At 71.1% G+C, this 16,248-nt stretch carries 14 protein-coding genes; 3 read left to right on the top strand and 11 right to left on the bottom strand.

All coding sequences use genetic code 11. The annotated features are described in order from the left end of the window. Positions 1–555: 555 nt before the first annotated feature. Positions 556–1,593: a tryptophan--tRNA ligase gene (trpS, locus tag ACFQ6S_RS42680; RefSeq protein ID WP_383421723.1), complete on the top strand. Its 1,038-nt coding sequence runs from the start codon at positions 556–558 to the stop codon at positions 1,591–1,593. 41 nt (positions 1,594–1,634) lie between these two features. On the opposite strand, the gene proC is transcribed toward trpS, so the two are convergent. The 6 genes from proC to ACFQ6S_RS42650 all read right to left on the bottom strand — a co-directional run bounded on the left by proC (position 1,635) and on the right by ACFQ6S_RS42650 (position 6,404). Further along, a complete protein-coding gene (gene proC, locus ACFQ6S_RS42675; RefSeq protein WP_383421720.1) occupies positions 1,635–2,444 on the bottom strand; it encodes a pyrroline-5-carboxylate reductase in 810 nt (269 codons plus the stop codon). Between the two features lie 119 nt (positions 2,445–2,563). Beyond that, positions 2,564–3,352, bottom strand: a complete 789-nt coding sequence (locus tag ACFQ6S_RS42670) for an ABC transporter permease (protein ID WP_383421717.1) — start codon at positions 3,350–3,352, stop codon at positions 2,564–2,566. Next, positions 3,349–4,164: an ABC transporter ATP-binding protein gene (locus ACFQ6S_RS42665; protein ID WP_383421714.1), complete on the bottom strand. Its 816-nt coding sequence runs from the start codon at positions 4,162–4,164 to the stop codon at positions 3,349–3,351. Before ACFQ6S_RS42665 ends, ACFQ6S_RS42670 begins: the two co-directional genes overlap by 4 nt. 203 nt (positions 4,165–4,367) lie before the next feature. Continuing rightward, positions 4,368–5,159: a class I SAM-dependent methyltransferase gene (locus ACFQ6S_RS42660; RefSeq protein WP_383421712.1), complete on the bottom strand. Its 792-nt coding sequence runs from the start codon at positions 5,157–5,159 to the stop codon at positions 4,368–4,370. A gap of 329 nt (positions 5,160–5,488) precedes the next feature. Further along, complete coding sequence (locus tag ACFQ6S_RS42655; RefSeq protein ID WP_383421709.1) at positions 5,489–5,992, bottom strand: EamA/RhaT family transporter; 504 nt, start codon at positions 5,990–5,992, stop codon at positions 5,489–5,491. 67 nt (positions 5,993–6,059) lie between these two features. Then, positions 6,060–6,404 (bottom strand): SH3 domain-containing protein, encoded by a 345-nt coding sequence (locus ACFQ6S_RS42650; protein WP_383421707.1) that lies wholly within the window; start codon positions 6,402–6,404, stop codon positions 6,060–6,062. A gap of 182 nt (positions 6,405–6,586) precedes the next feature. Here ACFQ6S_RS42650 and ACFQ6S_RS42645 point away from each other — a divergent pair, with 182 nt between their 5' ends. Then, a complete protein-coding gene (locus ACFQ6S_RS42645) occupies positions 6,587–8,701 on the top strand; it encodes a serine/threonine-protein kinase (RefSeq protein ID WP_383421704.1) in 2,115 nt (704 codons plus the stop codon). A gap of 61 nt (positions 8,702–8,762) precedes the next feature. Here ACFQ6S_RS42645 and ilvD read toward each other — a convergent pair whose 3' ends face one another. From ilvD to ACFQ6S_RS42625, 4 genes are all read right to left on the bottom strand, one after another. Further along, positions 8,763–10,616: a dihydroxy-acid dehydratase gene (gene ilvD, locus ACFQ6S_RS42640; protein WP_383421701.1), complete on the bottom strand. Its 1,854-nt coding sequence runs from the start codon at positions 10,614–10,616 to the stop codon at positions 8,763–8,765. Positions 10,617–10,740: 124 nt separating this feature from the next. Then, entirely contained in the window at positions 10,741–11,352 is a 612-nt protein-coding gene (locus ACFQ6S_RS42635; protein ID WP_383421731.1) for a TetR family transcriptional regulator, read from the bottom strand. A 20-nt stretch (positions 11,353–11,372) separates the two neighbouring features. Then, positions 11,373–12,197 carry a sugar phosphate isomerase/epimerase family protein gene (locus tag ACFQ6S_RS42630; protein WP_383421699.1) on the bottom strand — a complete coding sequence of 275 codons (825 nt, stop codon included), beginning with the start codon at positions 12,195–12,197 and terminating at the stop codon, positions 11,373–11,375. 369 nt (positions 12,198–12,566) lie between these two features. Continuing rightward, a complete protein-coding gene (locus tag ACFQ6S_RS42625) occupies positions 12,567–13,499 on the bottom strand; it encodes a Ppx/GppA family phosphatase (protein ID WP_383421696.1) in 933 nt (310 codons plus the stop codon). Positions 13,500–13,573: 74 nt separating this feature from the next. Here ACFQ6S_RS42625 and ACFQ6S_RS42620 point away from each other — a divergent pair, with 74 nt between their 5' ends. Further along, a complete protein-coding gene (locus ACFQ6S_RS42620) occupies positions 13,574–14,434 on the top strand; it encodes a hypothetical protein (protein ID WP_383421693.1) in 861 nt (286 codons plus the stop codon). 30 nt (positions 14,435–14,464) lie between these two features. Here ACFQ6S_RS42620 and ACFQ6S_RS42615 read toward each other — a convergent pair whose 3' ends face one another. Continuing rightward, the gene (locus tag ACFQ6S_RS42615; protein WP_383421690.1) at positions 14,465–16,246 is read right to left on the bottom strand and encodes a hypothetical protein; all 1,782 of its coding nucleotides are present in this window, start codon (positions 16,244–16,246) and stop codon (positions 14,465–14,467) included. Between the last annotated feature and the right edge of the window lie 2 nt (positions 16,247–16,248).

Raw genomic sequence — 16,248 nt, 5'->3', positions numbered from 1 at the left:
TTTCCCTTTCCGGCGGTTCCGACTTTATCAGATCCTTTCGGGCCTGACCCCCAGTCAGCGGGGCTTGTCCTCCCGGCCGTTGGGCCGTTCCGACGAGTGAGACTTTAGCGGATTCCTCGCTCCCGAGCTAATCGGGGGCTGCGTTCTCTCGAACGCGGTTTCCTCATTCCGCAATTACACATGCCAATGAGACGACGGCAGACAGATCGACTGTCGTCGAATAGTGGTTGGTACTTGCGGAGTGGTTGTCCGGGGACCGACCGGAGTCGGCGCTCACGTCGGACAACTCGGAGAACACTACGTAGCGGGATGGGGCGTGTCAACTTCACTCCGATGGGGCGTGTCAACTTCACTCCGAGTGGCACCCCACGGGCGTAGGCTGGGACTCATGACAACGCGTACGTGCACCCAACTGTGGTGGGCCGCCTGAAGGCGGCCGTAGTCACGTATGCACTCAACGGCCGCCGCCTCGGCGGCCGTTCTCGTTTCTCCCTCCAGAGCTCCTGAGGGTCGGCCGGCCGGGGACGGCGGCCTCGACCAGGAGGTGGAGTAGAGATGACGCGAGTCTTCAGCGGGGTCAAGCCGACCGGGCATCTGACGCTGGGGAACTACCTGGGGGCCATGCGGCGGTGGGCTGCCGTGGACCAGCACCAGGCCGACGCGCTGTTCTGCATCGTCGATCTGCATGCGCTGACCGTGGACCACGATCCGGCGCGGGTGCGCAGGCTGAGTCGGCAGGCGGCGACGTTGTTGCTGGCGTCAGGGCTGGATCCGGAGCTGTGCACCGTCTTCGTACAGAGTCATGTGGACGAGCACGCGCGGCTGTCGTACGTGCTGGAGTGCGTGGCCACCGACGGCGAGATGCGGCGGATGATCCAGTACAAGGAGAAGGCCGCGCGGGAGCGGGGGCGTGGTGGGAGTGTGCGGCTGTCGCTGCTGACGTATCCCGTGCTGATGGCGGCGGACATCCTGGCGTACGGGACCGACCAGGTGCCGGTCGGGGACGATCAGACGCAGCATGTGGAGCTCGCTCGGGATCTCGCGGTGCGGTTCAACCAGCGGTACGGGCATACGTTCGTGGTGCCTCGGGCCACTCCTCCGCAGGTCGCGGCTCGCGTCATGAATCTCCAGGACCCGGCTTCGAAGATGGGCAAGAGCGATGACTCCGGGCCGGGGATCGTCTATCTGCTCGACGAGCCGGACGTGGTGCGGAAGAAGGTCATGCGGGCCGTGACCGACAGCGGCCGGGAGGTCGTGTACGACCGGGCCGCGCAGCCGGGGGTGGCGAATCTGCTGGAGATCCTGGCTGCCTGTACGGGTGGGAACCCATCGGAGCTGAGCGGTGTATATGAGTCGTACGGCGCTTTGAAGTCAGCCACTGCGGAGGCCGTGGTCGAGGTCCTCAGGCCCGTGCAGGAGAGGCACAGGGAGCTGTGCGCGGATCCTGGCTATGTGGAGGGGGTGCTGCGGGATGGTGCGGAGCGGGCTCGGGCGATGGCTCGGCCGACCGTCGATGCCGCGTATCGGGCGATCGGACTGCTGCCGGCGGCAGCGAGTGCGCCGGCGACCGCTGATATCGGGGTGACTGCGTAGGGGTGGGCTGGGCCGCCCCCTGGGCAGGGGGCGGCCGGGCGTCACTTGGTGCCGGAGGCCAGCTCGCGGCTGCGGTCGCGGGCGGCTTCGAGGGCGGCGATGAGGGCGGCTCGGACGCCGTGGTTCTCGAGTTCGCGGATGGCGTTGATGGTGGTGCCGGCGGGGGACGTCACGTTCTCGCGGAGCTTGACGGGGTGTTCCCCGCTGTCGCGGAGCATCGTCGCGGCGCCGATCGCGGACTGGACGATCAGGTCGTGCGCCTTGTCGCGGGGCAGTCCGAGGAGGATGCCGGCGTCGGTCATGGCTTCGACCAGGTAGAAGAAGTACGCCGGGCCGGAGCCGGAGAGGGCGGTGCAGGCGTCCTGCTGGGACTCGGGGACGCGGAGCGTCTTGCCCACGGCGCCGAAGATCTCCTCCGCATGGGCGAGGTCGGCTTCGCTGGCGTGGCTGCCGGCGGAGATGACGGACATCGCCTCGTCGACGAGGGCGGGGGTGTTCGTCATGACGCGGACGACCGGGGTGCCGGCGGTGAGGCGCTCCTCGAAGAAGGAGGTGGGGATGCCCGCGGCTCCGCTGATGACCAGGCGGTCGGTGGGGATGTGCGGGGCGAGCTCGTCGAGGAGGGTGCCCATGTCCTGCGGCTTGACCGTGAGGATCAGGGTGTCGGCCGTCTTGGCGGCTTCCGCGTTGGTGACCGGGGTGACTCCGTAGCGGGAGCGGAGTTCTTCGGCTCGTTCAGCGCGGCGGGCCGTCACCAGGAGGTCGGCCGGGACCCAGCCGCCGCGGATCATTCCGCTGAGCAGGGCTTCGCCGATCTTGCCGGTGCCGAGGACTGCGACTTTCTGAGTCATGGCTGGGGTGCCCTCCGGGGGTTGCGTCTTCCGGATTCATCCTCCCACCGGGGTCTCCTTTCGAGGCGGCGTGTCCGGTGGGCGGACGAGTGGGGCGCCGGGCGCGGACCCCGCGGCGGTCATGTCGTCCTGCGTCGCAGGGTCGCCGCGCCCAGACCCAGGACCAGCAGGGCGCAGCCCGCCACGATCAGGGCGTCGCGGACGAAGTTGGCGGTCATGTCGGTGTGCTTGAGGACCTCGTTCATGCCGTCGACCGCATAGGACATGGGGAGGACGTTGGAGATGGCCTCGAGGGCGGGGTGCATGTTGTCGCGGGCGGTGAAGAGGCCGCAGAGGAGGAGCTGGGGGAAGATCACGGCCGGCATGAACTGGACGGCCTGGAATTCGGAGGCCGCGAAGGCCGAGACGAAGAGACCGAGTGCGGTGCCGAGCAGCGCGTCGAGCAGGGCCACGAGCAGAAGCAGCCAGGGGCTGCCGGTGACGTCCAGGCCGAGGAACCAGAGGGCCAGTCCTGTCGCCAGGGCTGACTGGACGATCGCGAGGGCGCCGAAGGCGAGGGCGTAGCCGGCGATCAGGTCGCCCTTGCCCAGGGGCATGGCGAGGAGGCGTTCGAGGGTGCCCGAGGTGCGTTCGCGCAGGGTGGCGATGGAGGTGACCAGGAACATCGTGATCAGCGGGAAGATCCCGAGGAGGGAGGCGCCGATGTTGTCGAAGGTGCGCGGGCTGCCGTCGAAGACATAGCGCAGCAGGAACAGCATCACGCAGGGGACGAGCAGCATCAGCGCGATGGTGCGCGGGTCGTGGAACAGCTGTCGCAGAACCCGGGCGGCGGTGGCGGTGGTGCGGGCGAGGTTCAGGGGGCCGGTCGGGGCGGGCCGGAGGGTGGTGGTCGGGCTTGTCGTGGTCATCGTGTGGTCTCCTTCGCGCGGGAGGCGGCGACCGCCTCGTCGACCAGGTGCAGGAAGGCCGCCTCGACCGTCTCGGAGTTGGTGCGGGTGCGCAGGGCGTCCGGGCTGTCGTCGGCGAGGATCTGGCCCTCGCGCATCAGGAGGAGGCGGTGGCAGCGCTCGGCCTCGTCCATGACGTGGGAGGAGATGAGGAGGGTGGCGCCGCGGGAGGCGGCGATGTCGTGGAAGAGGGTCCAGAGGTCGCGGCGCAGGACCGGGTCGAGGCCGACGGTCGGCTCGTCCAGGACCAGGAGTTCGGGGGTGCCGAGGAGTGCGACGGCCAGGGAGACGCGGCTGCGCTGGCCGCCGGAGAGATTGCCGGCCAGGGAGTCGGCGTGGCTGGTGAGGTCCACGTCGGCGATGGCGCGGGTGACGTTCTCCTGGCGGCGGTCGGCGGCCGTGTGGCCCGGGTCGAGGATCGCGGCGAAGTAGGCGAGGTTCTGGCGAATGGTCAGGTCGTCGTAGACGGAGGGGGCTTGGGTGACGTAGCCGATGCGGGTGCGCAGGGTGGGGTGGCCGGCGGGGCGACCGAGGACGTCGAGGGTGCCGGTGACCTTGGCCTGGGTGCCGACGATCGACCGCATGAGAGTCGTCTTGCCGCAGCCGGACGGGCCGAGCAGCCCGGTGATCTGGCCACGTGGGACGGTGAAGTCGAGGTCGCGGAGTACCTGGCGGGGGCCGCGTACGACGTTCAGGGCCTCGGCTCGGACGGCGGGGATTCGGGCGGCGGGAGTGTCGGGAGGTTCGGAGCGGGCGGTCGAGTAATTCATCATGCGATGAATAATCCTCCGACGGGGCTATGCCGTCAACCGTCGAGGTGGGGTGGTGGGCGGGGCTGCGCTGGGGCGTGCGGTGAGGGTCGCGGGCAGGGAGCGCGGGCGGGGTTCGTGCCTGGGGACATGACTCGCCCGCCCTCGTCGGCGGGGGGGGGCGAGGGCGGGCGGCTGTTTGTGATCGAGGTCGGGCGGAGTGGGGGTCAGGAGGGGGTGGCCGCTTGGGCTGGGGTTACGGCTACAAGGAGGTCCACGTCGTAGGTCTCTTCGATGATTCCGTCCGGGAAGGCGTCGAGGAGGTGCTGCTTCTCCTCGGTGAGGAAGGCGGTGCTCGCCTCCGTGCCGTGGACCAGGAAGATCGAGTGGCTGCCGATGTTGGCCAGGTGCGTGTCGACCGGGACGCGGCGGCTCCAGCGGACCTTGCGGCGGGTGAAGTCGAGGGTGCCGGTGGGGTCGCTGAGGGCGGCTTGGGCGCCGCTGCCGTTCTGTTCGACGGCGGGGTGGGCGCCGAAGCGGCGGTCGATTCGGTCCGCCTGCGCGACGTGCCACGGGATGTCGAGCGGGGTGGTGTTCCACCACAGGGCCAGCGCACCGCCGGGACGCAGCACGCGGAGGGCCTCCGGCACGGAGTGGGCGGGGTCGGTCCAGTGCCACGCCTGGGCGTAGGTGATGAAGTCGGCGGAGGCGGTGGTCAGGGGGAGGGTGTCGCCGTTGCCGCGGACGATCGGTAGGTCGGGGTGGGCGGTGCGGAACTGTGCCGCCATGCCCTCGCCGGGTTCCACGGCGAGTACGTCGGCGCCGCGTCCGTGGAGCTGGCCGGTGGCTATGCCCGTGCCCGCGCCGACGTCGATGACGCGGGCGCCGGTGAGGGGGCGGCCGGCGAGTTCCTCGATCGCGTCGAAGAGGGCGGGCGGGTAGGAGGGGCGGTTCGCGGCGTACTGGGCTGCGGCGGCGTTGAAGGAGCGCGCGCGGTCGGAGTGGGAAGGGGCGGTCATACGGACATGGTGGCCTTGGCCGGTGGGGTGTGCACCGAGTTTTGGCTAGGGGTTGTCGGCCGGTGCCCTCCCTGGCCGGGGGCTTGTGTAGCGCCTGCGGTGTGGTGGGTGGGTCGGGGCCGTGCCGGGGGGTGTTCGTCCTCGGTCGGGCGGTTGCCGTCGGGCAGAGAGGTGCTCTTCGTTGACGCCCGCCGCTGCGGGCGGACACCCCCCGGCACGGCCCCTTCCCGCCGTACGCGACTGCCGGCCCAGTGGGGACCCGCATCATCCAGCCCGTCCGGCGTTTGAGGACGAGGCCCCTTCAGGGCCGACGCGGGGGGGGCGACCGGTTACGTGCGACGTCGCTTCTTCGAAGGGTTGCCCGTGCGACGAGTTGTGCGGGACTCGTGTTGTTTGCGGGCCTGGTCGTATTCCTCGCGGTGGAGCTTTTCGCCGGGGGCCTCGAAGAGGGAGCGGAAGAAGTAGGCGAGGAGGGAGCCGACGAAGCCGATGGTCAGCAGGCCGCGGAGGGAGGCCTGGTGGTGGACGTCGGGGCGTTTGCTGAAGCCCTCCCAGGTGTGGCGGAAAGCCAGCGCGCTGCACACGGCGAACATCACGACGACCAGGATGGTGACGAAGCTGCCGATGGCGGCGATCTGGATGCCCTCGTAGGCGAAGCGCAGGACCAGGCAGGAGATGGCCGCGGTGGCGAGGGACCCGGCGGATACGGCGATGCGGCGGGCGGTGTAGCCGTGGTCGTGGTCGACCCAGGTCGTGCCGAAGAAACGAAGGGGCTCGGGGCGGGGGCCCGTGGAGCCCGCGGGGGTGGCCGGGGTGCCGTTCTTCTCGCTCACTCGTCGATTATGGCTCCGGCGTGGCCGCGGGCTCCCTATGGGTTCCGGAGAACCGGACGGTCAGGGGTCAGGAGCAACGCGGACGGACGTAGCCGTCGCTGCCCGTGTTCACATAGGCGTCCGCGACGAACTCGCCGTCGTCGATGTTGTCCCAGATGTTGGACGTGCCGTAGGGACCGCTCACGTTCGTGCCCGGCGTCTGGCAGAAGATCGGCACCCTGGCGCCCTCGGGCAGGATGCGGACGACGGAGTACTGGGTGCCGGGGCCCCTGCGGACGTTCAGGCGGACGCCCGGCGCGACCTGGTAGTAGCGCACCGCCGTGGCCGTAGCCGCCATGGTCGTGACGGCCTCCGCCTCCACGCCCCCACCCTCGTCGGCTCTCTCGACCTCTTCAACTCGGTCAGCGGACATGATCGAACCTCCCCCGTTGATCCCCATGACTGCCATGGGGTCCCGTTGATTCCCCTAAATCACGCCACGCACACATGTGCGCGTTGGGAACACGGAGGCTAGCAAGCCGCCTCTGTCTCGTACGAGTCATCGACTAGGCTCCGTGCGTCGCGCGCGCGGACGAACAGCACGGGGGTGTTCCCATGGCGCCACAGCAGAACGCCGGAGCGGGCGCGGAAGCGGAACTTCCCGAGTACGCCGGTCACTACCGCCTGGAGTCACGTCTGGGCTCCGGCGGCATGGGCGTCGTCCATCTGGCCCGCAGCACCTCGGGCATGCAGCTCGCGGTGAAGGTCGTGCATGCCGAGTTCGCCAGGGATCCCGAGTTCAGAGGGCGGTTCCGGCAGGAGGTGGGTGCGGCGCGCAAGGTCAGCGGGGCCTTCACCGCGCCCGTCGTGGACGCCGATCCGGAGGCCGAACGGCCCTGGATGGCCACGCTGTTCATACCCGGCCCGACCCTCTCCGACCAGGTGAAGCGGAACGGCCCGATGGACCCGGCGCAGCTCCGCCGGCTGATGGCCGGGCTGGCCGAGGCGCTGCGCGACATACACCGGGTCGGCGTCGTGCACCGGGATCTGAAGCCGAGCAACGTGCTGCTCGCCGAGGACGGCCCGAAGGTCATCGACTTCGGTATATCTCGGCCAAAGGACAGTGAACTGCGGACCGAGACGGGGAAGTTGATCGGTACGCCGCCGTTCATGGCACCGGAGCAGTTCCGGCGCCCGCGCGAGGTCGGGCCGGCCGCCGACATCTTCGCGCTCGGGTCGGTGTTGGTGCATGCGGCCACGGGACGGGGGCCGTTCGACTCGGACAGTCCGTACGTCGTCGCCTACCAGGTCGTCCATGACGAGCCGGACCTGACCGGCCTGCCGGCCAATCTCGCCCCGCTCGTGGTGCGGTGTCTCGCCAAGGAGCCCGAGGACCGGCCCACGCCCGATGAGTTGATGCGGGAACTGCGATCGGTGGCGGCGTCGTACGACACACAGGCGTTCATCCCGGCGCAGCGGGCCGGTGGGAAGCAGCCCGAGCCGGAATCGGAGCCAGGTGCCGACGAGGGGGACGGAAAGGACGAGGAGCCCGAACGGCCGTCCAGGAGGCGCAGACCGCTGCTCATCGCGGCCGCGGCCGTCGGAGTCGCCACCCTGGTCGCGCTGGCCTCGGTGCGGCTTTTCGGCGGTGGGGATCCGGCGCCGCGGCAGGAGAACCCGCGGACCGCGTCGGCCGCTTTCGGCGGGTGGGCGGTGGCGCCGGCGCCCAAGAAGGGCGCGCCCCAGTGTTCGTACGGGGCGGGGAAGGTGCTGTGCGCGCAGAGCGGGCTCGTCTACGCGCTGGACCCGCTGGACGGGAGGCTGCTGTGGCGGCACCCCGTCGATGCGTCGCATGTGAGCGGACCACCGTTCATGGCGGGCGGCCTCGTGCACCCGTGGGCGGAGCCCGGAAGCCGGCTGGAGGCGCTCGACCCCGCGACGGGCAAGGCGCGTTGGCAGCGGGACATGCCGGCTGCCGCCACGTCCTCGGCCGTCGGCGGCATGCTGCTGCTCACCGGCGCCGACGGCACGGTCACCGGTGTGGACGGCGCTTCCGGCGACACGAAGTGGAGCCGCACGGTGCCGGGGCACACGGAGCCGTACTTCGTCTCCTTCGCCGGAGATCCGCTGGCCTACGCGACGCGGACGTCCGAAGACGGGTCGAGCACCCGGGTCACGGCGCTGGACCCGGCCACGGGTGACGTGCGCTGGGACGCACGGCTGAAGGGGACGCTGGAGCTCGTCGGCACATCGGACGGGTCGGCGTTCCTCGTCGCCGTGGACGGGATCTACAGCGACACCAGGGCCGTGATCCGCTACTCCCCCGCCGACCGGACATCGCAGCGCGTGCCGTTGCCCCTGCCGGTCAGCCAGGCGCACGGCACCGTGCGCGGGAACGTCGTGTATCTCGTGGGCGACGGCGGCTCGCTGGTCGCCGTCGACATGGCGGCGCGCAAGCAGCTGTGGAGCCTGCCGACGTCCGTGCTCCGTACGTCGTCGCCGGTCACCGACGGCCGGTATGTGTATCTCAGCGCCCCCGACGGCCGGCTCCTGGCCGTGGACGCCCGCAGCGGCCGGCTCCTGGGCGAGACCCCGGTCCGGCTCGGCGTGAACCCCGACAGGCTGACGCCCGACCTGCCGGAACCCGTGCTCGTCGACGGCCGCGTCTACGCGAGCGCGCCCGACGGCACCGTCTTCGCCGTCGACGGCCGGGATCCCGCCGCCTGGTGACGCCGTACACACGACGGGGCCGCCCCCGCATCGGCAGGAGGCGGCCCCGTGCTGTGAAGCCTCAGCCCAGCTTGCTCACGTCGCGCACCGCGCCCTTGTCCGCGCTGGTCGCCATCGCCGCGTAGGCGCGCAGGGCGGCCGACACCTTGCGCTCGCGGTTGCGGGGGGCGTACGCCCCGTCCAGCGCCTGCTCGCGGCGGGCCAGCTCGGCGTCGTCGACCAGGAGCTCGATCGAGCGGTTCGGGATGTCGATGCGGATACGGTCGCCGTCCTCGACGAGCGCGATCGTGCCGCCGGACGCGGCCTCCGGGGAGGCGTGGCCGATGGACAGACCCGAGGTGCCGCCGGAGAAGCGGCCGTCGGTGATCAGGGCACAGGTCTTGCCGAGGCCGCGGCCCTTGAGGAAGGACGTCGGGTAGAGCATCTCCTGCATGCCCGGGCCGCCCTTCGGACCCTCGTAGCGGATGACGACGACATCGCCGTCCGTCACCTGCTTGTTGAGGATCTTCTCGACGGCCTCCTCCTGCGACTCGCAGACGACCGCAGGACCCTCGAAGGTCCAGATGGACTCGTCGACACCCGCCGTCTTCACGACACATCCGTCGACGGCGAGGTTGCCCTTGAGGACCGCCAGACCGCCGTCCTTGGAGTACGCGTGCTCGACGCTGCGGATGCAGCCGCCCTCGGCGTCCTCGTCGAGCGCCTCCCAGCGCTCGGACTGCGAGAAGGCCTCCGCCGACCGGACGCATCCGGGAGCGGCGTGCCACATCTCGACGGCCTCCGGCGAGGGCGAGCCGCCGCGCACGTCCCAGATCTTCAGCCAGTCCGACAGGGACGGGCTGTGGACGGCGTGCACGTCCTCGTTGAGCAGGCCGCCGCGGTGCAGCTCGCCCAGCAGCGCGGGGATGCCGCCGGCGCGGTGCACGTCCTCCATGTAGTACGTGCGGTCCTTGGCGACGTTGGGCGCGACCTTCGCCAGGCACGGAACCCTGCGGCTGACCTCGTTGATCTGCTCCAGACCGAACGGGACGCCTGCCTCCTGGGCGGCGGCCAGCAGGTGCAGGATCGTGTTGGTCGAGCCGCCCATCGCGATGTCGAGGGCCATGGCGTTCTCGAAGGCCGCGAAGGTGGCGACGTTGCGCGGGAGGACCGTCTCGTCGTCCTGCTCGTAGTAGCGGCGGGTGATGTCCATGACCGTGCGGGCCGCGTTCTCGTACAGGGCCTTGCGAGCCGTGTGCGTGGCGAGGACGGAGCCGTTGCCGGGCAGGGAGAGGCCGATGGCCTCGGTCAGGCAGTTCATCGAGTTGGCGGTGAACATGCCGGAACACGAACCGCAGGTCGGACAGGCGTTCTCCTCGATACGGAGGATGTCCTCGTCCGAGATCTTGTCGTTCACGGCGTCGGAGATCGCGTCGACCAGGTCGAGCGTGCGGACCGTGCCGTCCACCAGCGTGGCGCGGCCGGACTCCATGGGGCCGCCGGAGACGAAGACGGTGGGGATGTTGAGCCGCAGGGCGGCGTTCAGCATCCCCGGGGTGATCTTGTCGCAGTTGGAGATGCAGATCAGGGCGTCGGCGCAGTGGGCCTCGACCATGTACTCCACACTGTCCGCGATGAGATCCCGGGACGGCAGGGAGTACAGCATGCCGCCGTGGCCCATCGCGATGCCGTCGTCGACGGCGATGGTGTTGAACTCGCGCGGGATGCCGCCGGCCTCCCGGATCGCCTCGCTGACGATCCGGCCGACGGGCTGGAGGTGGGTGTGGCCGGGCACGAACTCGGTGAAGGAGTTCGCCACCGCGATGATCGGCTTCCGGCCGATGTCCGCACCGGGTACACCGGAGGCGCGCATAAGGGCGCGGGCGCCCGCCATGTTGCGGCCGTGGGTGACTGTGCGGGACCTCAGCTCGGGCATCGTCGCTCGCTCCTTCAGGGACTGCAGGGACTGCGATCAGAGACTTCTGACTGCTAACGAGCGTACGCCGGTCATCCAGAGAGCGGGACGAGGTGTCCGCAATCCGGGACGAACGTCTCGCACATCAGCTGCCGGAAGGGTCCCGCCCGGTCAGATGCCCCTGCACCACGGGTGCCACGCGCGCGATGATCTGCTCCACGTCCGCCGAGGCGACCGGCTCGATCTTGATGACGTACCGCAGCATCGCGATGCCCACCAGCTGCGAGGCCGCGAGCTCGGCGCGCAGTTCCGCGTCCGGGGCGTCGATCTCGCCGGCGATGCGCCGCAGCAGCTGTGCGGAGACCAGCCGGCGGAAGACCGAGGCGGCGGCCTCGTTGTTGACCGCGGACCGGACGATGGCGAGCAGCGGCTTGCGGGACACCGGGTTCTCCCAGAGCCCGAAGATGAGGCGGGTCATACGCTCGCCGACATCCTCGACGGGCCCTTCCAGCACCACGTCCCGCACCTTCAGGGCGGGCGCGAAGGCGACCTCCACCGCCGCCTCGAAGACCTGCTCCTTGGTGCCGAAGTAGTGGTGCACGAGGGCGGAGTCCACGCCGGCCGACTTGGCGATGCCGCGCACGGACGTCTTCTCGTATCCCCGCTCGGAGAACTCCTCACGGGCCGCGTTCAGGATGCGGTCGCGGGTGTCGGCGGATTCGGTACGAGGGGGCCGGCCGCGGCGTCGGGAGCTCATGCCGCCGGAGGTGGTGCCGCTCACCGTCGGGGCACCTTCACCGCCGAGGCCAGATGCAGCCGCGTGAAGGCGAGGGCCTCGGCGAGGTCGGCCTCGCGTTCGGCGCCGGACATCGCGCGGCGGGTGTTGACCTCGATGACGACATGACCGTCGAAGCCGGTCAGCGCGAGCCGCTCCAGCACCTCGGCGCAGGGCTGCGTGCCGCGCCCGGGGACGAGGTGCTCGTCCTTCGCAGACCCCCGCCCGTCCGCGAGGTGAACATGCCCGAGCCGGTCCCCCATCCGATCGATCATCTGGACCGCATCCGTCCGCGCGGTCGACGTATGGCTGAGATCGATCGTGAAATGCCGGTAGTCGTCCTTCGTCACGTCCCAGTCGGGGGCGTAGGCGAGCATCTCGCGGTCGCGGTAGCGCCAGGGGTACATGTTCTCGACGGCGAACCGCACATCCGTCTCGTTGGCCATCCGCCAGATACCGGCGACGAAGTCCCGGGCGTACTGGCGCTGCCAGCGGAACGGCGGGTGCACCACGACCGTGGAGGCCCCGAGCTTCTCGGCGGCGGCCTGGGCGCGCTGCAGCTTGGTCCATGGATCGGTGGACCACACACGCTGTGTGATCAGCAGACAGGGGGCGTGGATGGCGAGGATCGGGATCCGGTGATAGTCGCTGAGCCTGCGCAGCGCCTCCATGTCCTGGCTGACCGGGTCGGTCCACACCATGACCTCGACACCGTCGTACCCGAGGCGCGCGGCGATCTCGAAGGCCGTCGCCGTCGACTCCGGATAGACGGAGGCCGTCGACAGAGCGACCTTCGCATCCGGGATGCGCACCACTGGTTCTGCCACGAGGGACAGCGTACGGGGCGCCATGGAACCCCGTGGAACCGATGACCACACACCGCCCGGCAGCCACCACAACCGGCCACACGTACGAACTGGGCGTATGCCGAGCGGAAGGGGGCGAGCAGTGTGGCGGGCTTCACGCACTCAGGCCCGCACCCGCGTACGGCGGCAAGGGGCCGTGCCGGGGGTGTCCGCCCGCAGCGGCGGGCGTCAACGCAGGGCACCCTTCTGAGCCACGGCAACCGCCCGACCGAGGACGGACACCCCCCGGCACGGCCCCGACCCACCCCCACACCGCAGGCACCAGGCGAACCCCCACTCACCGAAGCGGGCCGCCGCAGGCATCGACAGCCCAACCGCCGGAGGCACCCGTCACCCCACAGCCAGCTGATCCAACTTCCGCAAGATCACACCCTCCCGCAGCGCCCAAGGACAAACCTCCAGCGTCTCCACTCCGAACAGGTCCATCGCCCCCTCGGCCACCAGCGCCCCCGCCAGCAACTGTCCCGCACGCCCCTCGGAGACCCCCGGCAGCTCCGCCCGCTGCTCCACCGTCATCCCGGCCAGCCGCGGCACCCACGCCTCCAGCGACTCCCGCTTCAGCTCTCGCTGTGTGTACAGCCCCTCCGCCGAGCGCGCCGCACCGGCGATCCGGGCCAGCTGCTTGAACGTCTTGGACGTGGCGACCACATGTTCGGGCGCACCGAAGCGGCTGAATTCGCCCACCGTACGTGCGATCTGGGCCCGCACATGCCGCCGCAGCGCCCGTATGTCCTCCGCCTCCGGCGGATCCCCCGGCAGCCACCCCGCGGTCAGCCGCCCCGCCCCCAGCGGCAGCGACGCCGCCGCGTCCGGCTCCTCGTCGATGCCGTACGCGATCTCCAGGGACCCGCCCCCGATGTCGAGCACCAGCAGCTTCCCGGCCGACCACCCGAACCACCGCCGAGCCGCGAGAAAGGTCAGCCGAGCCTCTTCCGCACCGGTGAGAACCTGCAGCTCGACCCCGGTCTCGGCCTTCACGCGGGCGAGAACGTCATCGGCGTTGGTCGCCTCCCGCACCGCGGACGTCGCGAACGGCAGGACTTCCTCGACACCCTTGTCCTCGGCGGCCTGCAGCGCCTCGTGCACGACGCCGATCAGCCGGTCGACACCGTGGGGACCGATGGCCCCGCTGTCGTCGAGGAGTTGCGCCAGCCGCAGTTCGGCCTTGTGCGAGTGTGCGGGCAACGGCCGCGCGCCAGGGTGTGCATCCACCACCAGCAGATGCACCGTGTTAGATCCCACGTCGAGGACACCGAGTCTCATGTACGGAACGCTACTGCCACCTGGGCGATCCTCCGTCCTCGAAGTCGCAGGTACGGACGCCGTACTCTGGACCCGTGCCAAAGACGAAAAAGGCGAAGGACGACAAGTCGGCCAAACCCGGCAAGGGTTCTTCGCAGACGAAGGCAGCCATGAAGTCGAAGAAGTCCAAGACGGGCTCCCAGGAGCCGGACGAGAAGGGCCTCGACTTCGCGCGCGCATGGGTGGAGTTCCCTGATCCGGCGGACGACGAGCAGATCTTCCGCTGTGATCTGACATGGCTGACCTCCCGTTGGAACTGCATCTTCGGCAGCGGCTGCCAGGGCATTCAGGCAGGCCGGGCGGACGACGGCTGCTGCACGCTGGGGGCGCACTTCTCGGACGAGGACGACGAGAAGCGGGTCGCCGAGCATGTGGCGAGACTCACGCCGGAGATCTGGCAGCACCACGACGAGGGCACGGAGCACGGCTGGATCTCGGAGGACGAGGACGGCGACCGCCAGACCCGTCCCTTCCAGGGCTCGTGCATCTTCCAGAACCGCCCCGGTTTCGCGGGCGGCGCGGGCTGCTCGCTGCACATCCTGGCCCTGAAGGAGGGCCGCGAGCCGCTGGAGACCAAGCCGGACGTCTGCTGGCAGCTGCCGGTGCGACGGACCTACGACTGGATCGACCGGCCCGACGACACCCGTGTGCTCCAGGTGTCGATCGGCGAGTACGACCGCCGCGGCTGGGGTCCGGGCGGCCATGACCTGCACTGGTGGTGCACGTCGGCGACCTCGGCGCACGGCGCGGGCGACCCGGTCTATGTGTCCTACCGGGCGGAGCTGACGGAACTGATGGGCAAGGCGGGCTACGACCGCCTGGTCGAGCTGTGCGAGGAGCGACTGGCCTCGCAGCTCCCGTTGCTGGCACCGCATCCGGCGGATCCCGTCGGATAGGCGGGCCCGCAGCGGCAGGCCCACCACGGCCTAGGACCCCGACGGGCTCGGCTCCCCGCTCCCACTGGGCGGCGGCGTCGAGCTCACCGGGTCCGACGGCCCGGACGGCGACGGTTCGGGCGACGAGGGCGGCGGATCGCTGGACGGCGGATCGCTGGGCGTGGGGTCACCGGGGGTGGGATCGGACGGAGCCGGGCTCGTCGGCGTCGGATCCGGCCCGGACGACGAGGGCGGCGGATCGCTCGGCGTCCCGGGGTCGGTCGGATCGCCGGGATGGGGGCCGGGTCCGGGGCCGTGTCCCGGCTCGGAGGGGCCGGGGGCGGTGCCGTAGCCCTCGATGGTGACCACGGCGCCGACCGGTGAGACCGCCACGCGCGCGCTCCAGTACCCGGACGGCTCGCGCAGCTGATCGACGTACACCTTGATCGTCAACGACTCGCCGGGCGCGAGCGTTCCCGCCGACCGGCTCAGATAGAGCCAGTGCGCCCCGGTGCTCGCCGACCACCGCACCGGCGCCCGCCCCGTCGCCCTGAGCGTGACGAGGGTGGTGTCGCCGCTGCTGTCGGCCGCCACCTCCAGCTGTCCGGCGCCCGCCCCGCGCGCGCCGACGCTGACGACCTCGACGAGAACGTCCTGGCCCTGCCGCTCGCCGAAGTGGCCGCCGGACCTGGGGCTGGCGTTGCCGGCGTTCTCGTAGCCGCTGCCCGCGGCCTCCCCGTCGAGTGCGCCGGGGCCGTGCGCCTCGCTCGCGCTGGCGGCGCCGCCGTCGACGCCGTCGCCGGCCGGGCCGCCCCGGTAGGCGGCCCACAGGGCGAGGACCGGGGCGGCGACGACGGTCGCGACGACGGTCGTCGTCACGGCACGCGCGCGTAGCCGGGCCCTGCGGGCGGCACGATCCTTCGGGTCCATCGGAAAGCCGCGCCGGTCGAAGCGCGGCACGGCGGTGCCCTTCGCGCGCGGGTGGTGCGCGAGGGCCATGTGCAGGGCCGCGCGGGGCGCCTCGAGGACCGGCAGTTCGGCTGGGGTGACGGCCGCGCCGGGCCACCGGCCGGGGATCGCGCGCTCGGCGGTGCGGCGGCACCGCGGGCAGTCGTCGACGTGCCGGACCAGTTCGCGGCGCAGGGCCGTGCCGAGCACGACCTGGTGGTCGCCGGTCAGCCGGGCGACGCTGGGACAGGCGCCGGTCTCGACGACGGCGAGGGCCGCGCGGGTGCGCTCGACCTCGCAGGCGGCGGAGGCGAGGAGTTCGCGGGCGGCGGCGAGGTCCAGCCCCAGGACGGCGGCGACCTCGCCCGCGGCGAGGTGGTGGCGTACGGCGAGTTCGAGGGCCTCGCGCTGCTCCGGGGTGGTGCCGGCGGCCTCCGGCCAGGCGAGCAGGGCCAGTTCGCGGCGCCGCTCCTCCTGGACCTCCTCGGAGACGGACGGGCCCGCGGCCCGCGCCCCAGTCGGCGGGTGCGCGCCGTGCCGGCCCGCCGCATGGCTGCCCAGACGTTTCTGCTTGGCCTCGGCCAGCTTGCGCAGACACGCCCAGCGGGCCAGCGCGTACAGCCAGGGCCGCCGGTCGGCCGGGGCCTCCGGGACGCGCTGCCCGCGCCGCTCGGCGAGCGCGAGGACGTCACCGAGGGCCGCGGTCGCGGCGTCGTGGTCGCACAGGACGGACAGGCAGTAGGTGAACAGCCCGTCCAGATAAGGCTCGTAGCGCGCGGGCGGCCGCTGCGCCAACGTACGCGCCGCCGCACGATCACGCGCCTCCCGGTGCGCCCGATGCGCGCCGGCGGTGCGGGGCGAGGTCTCCGGAGTGCTGCTCTTCATTG

Source organism: Streptomyces sp. NPDC056479, from assembly GCF_042795335.1.
Classification (GTDB): domain Bacteria; phylum Actinomycetota; class Actinomycetes; order Streptomycetales; family Streptomycetaceae; genus Streptomyces.
The sequence above is the reverse complement of the archived record's forward strand: the minus strand, read 5'-3'. Positions and strand labels throughout refer to the sequence as shown.

What these genes read in the sequence shown, in the direction of transcription:
- ACFQ6S_RS42615 (WP_383421690.1), bottom strand. Translation starts at nt 16,246, where the DNA reads ATGAAGAGCAGCACTCCGGAGACCTCGCCCCGCACCGCCGGCGCGCAT.
- ACFQ6S_RS42665 (WP_383421714.1), bottom strand. Translation starts at nt 4,164, where the DNA reads ATGATGAATTACTCGACCGCCCGCTCCGAACCTCCCGACACTCCCGCC.
- ACFQ6S_RS42625 (WP_383421696.1), bottom strand. Translation starts at nt 13,499, where the DNA reads ATGAGACTCGGTGTCCTCGACGTGGGATCTAACACGGTGCATCTGCTG.
- ACFQ6S_RS42645 (WP_383421704.1), top strand. Translation starts at nt 6,587, where the DNA reads ATGGCGCCACAGCAGAACGCCGGAGCGGGCGCGGAAGCGGAACTTCCC.
- ilvD (WP_383421701.1), bottom strand. Translation starts at nt 10,616, where the DNA reads ATGCCCGAGCTGAGGTCCCGCACAGTCACCCACGGCCGCAACATGGCG.
- trpS (WP_383421723.1), top strand. Translation starts at nt 556, where the DNA reads ATGACGCGAGTCTTCAGCGGGGTCAAGCCGACCGGGCATCTGACGCTG.
- ACFQ6S_RS42635 (WP_383421731.1), bottom strand. Translation starts at nt 11,352, where the DNA reads ATGAGCTCCCGACGCCGCGGCCGGCCCCCTCGTACCGAATCCGCCGAC.
- ACFQ6S_RS42670 (WP_383421717.1), bottom strand. Translation starts at nt 3,352, where the DNA reads ATGACCACGACAAGCCCGACCACCACCCTCCGGCCCGCCCCGACCGGC.
- proC (WP_383421720.1), bottom strand. Translation starts at nt 2,444, where the DNA reads ATGACTCAGAAAGTCGCAGTCCTCGGCACCGGCAAGATCGGCGAAGCC.
- ACFQ6S_RS42650 (WP_383421707.1), bottom strand. Translation starts at nt 6,404, where the DNA reads ATGTCCGCTGACCGAGTTGAAGAGGTCGAGAGAGCCGACGAGGGTGGG.
- ACFQ6S_RS42660 (WP_383421712.1), bottom strand. Translation starts at nt 5,159, where the DNA reads ATGACCGCCCCTTCCCACTCCGACCGCGCGCGCTCCTTCAACGCCGCC.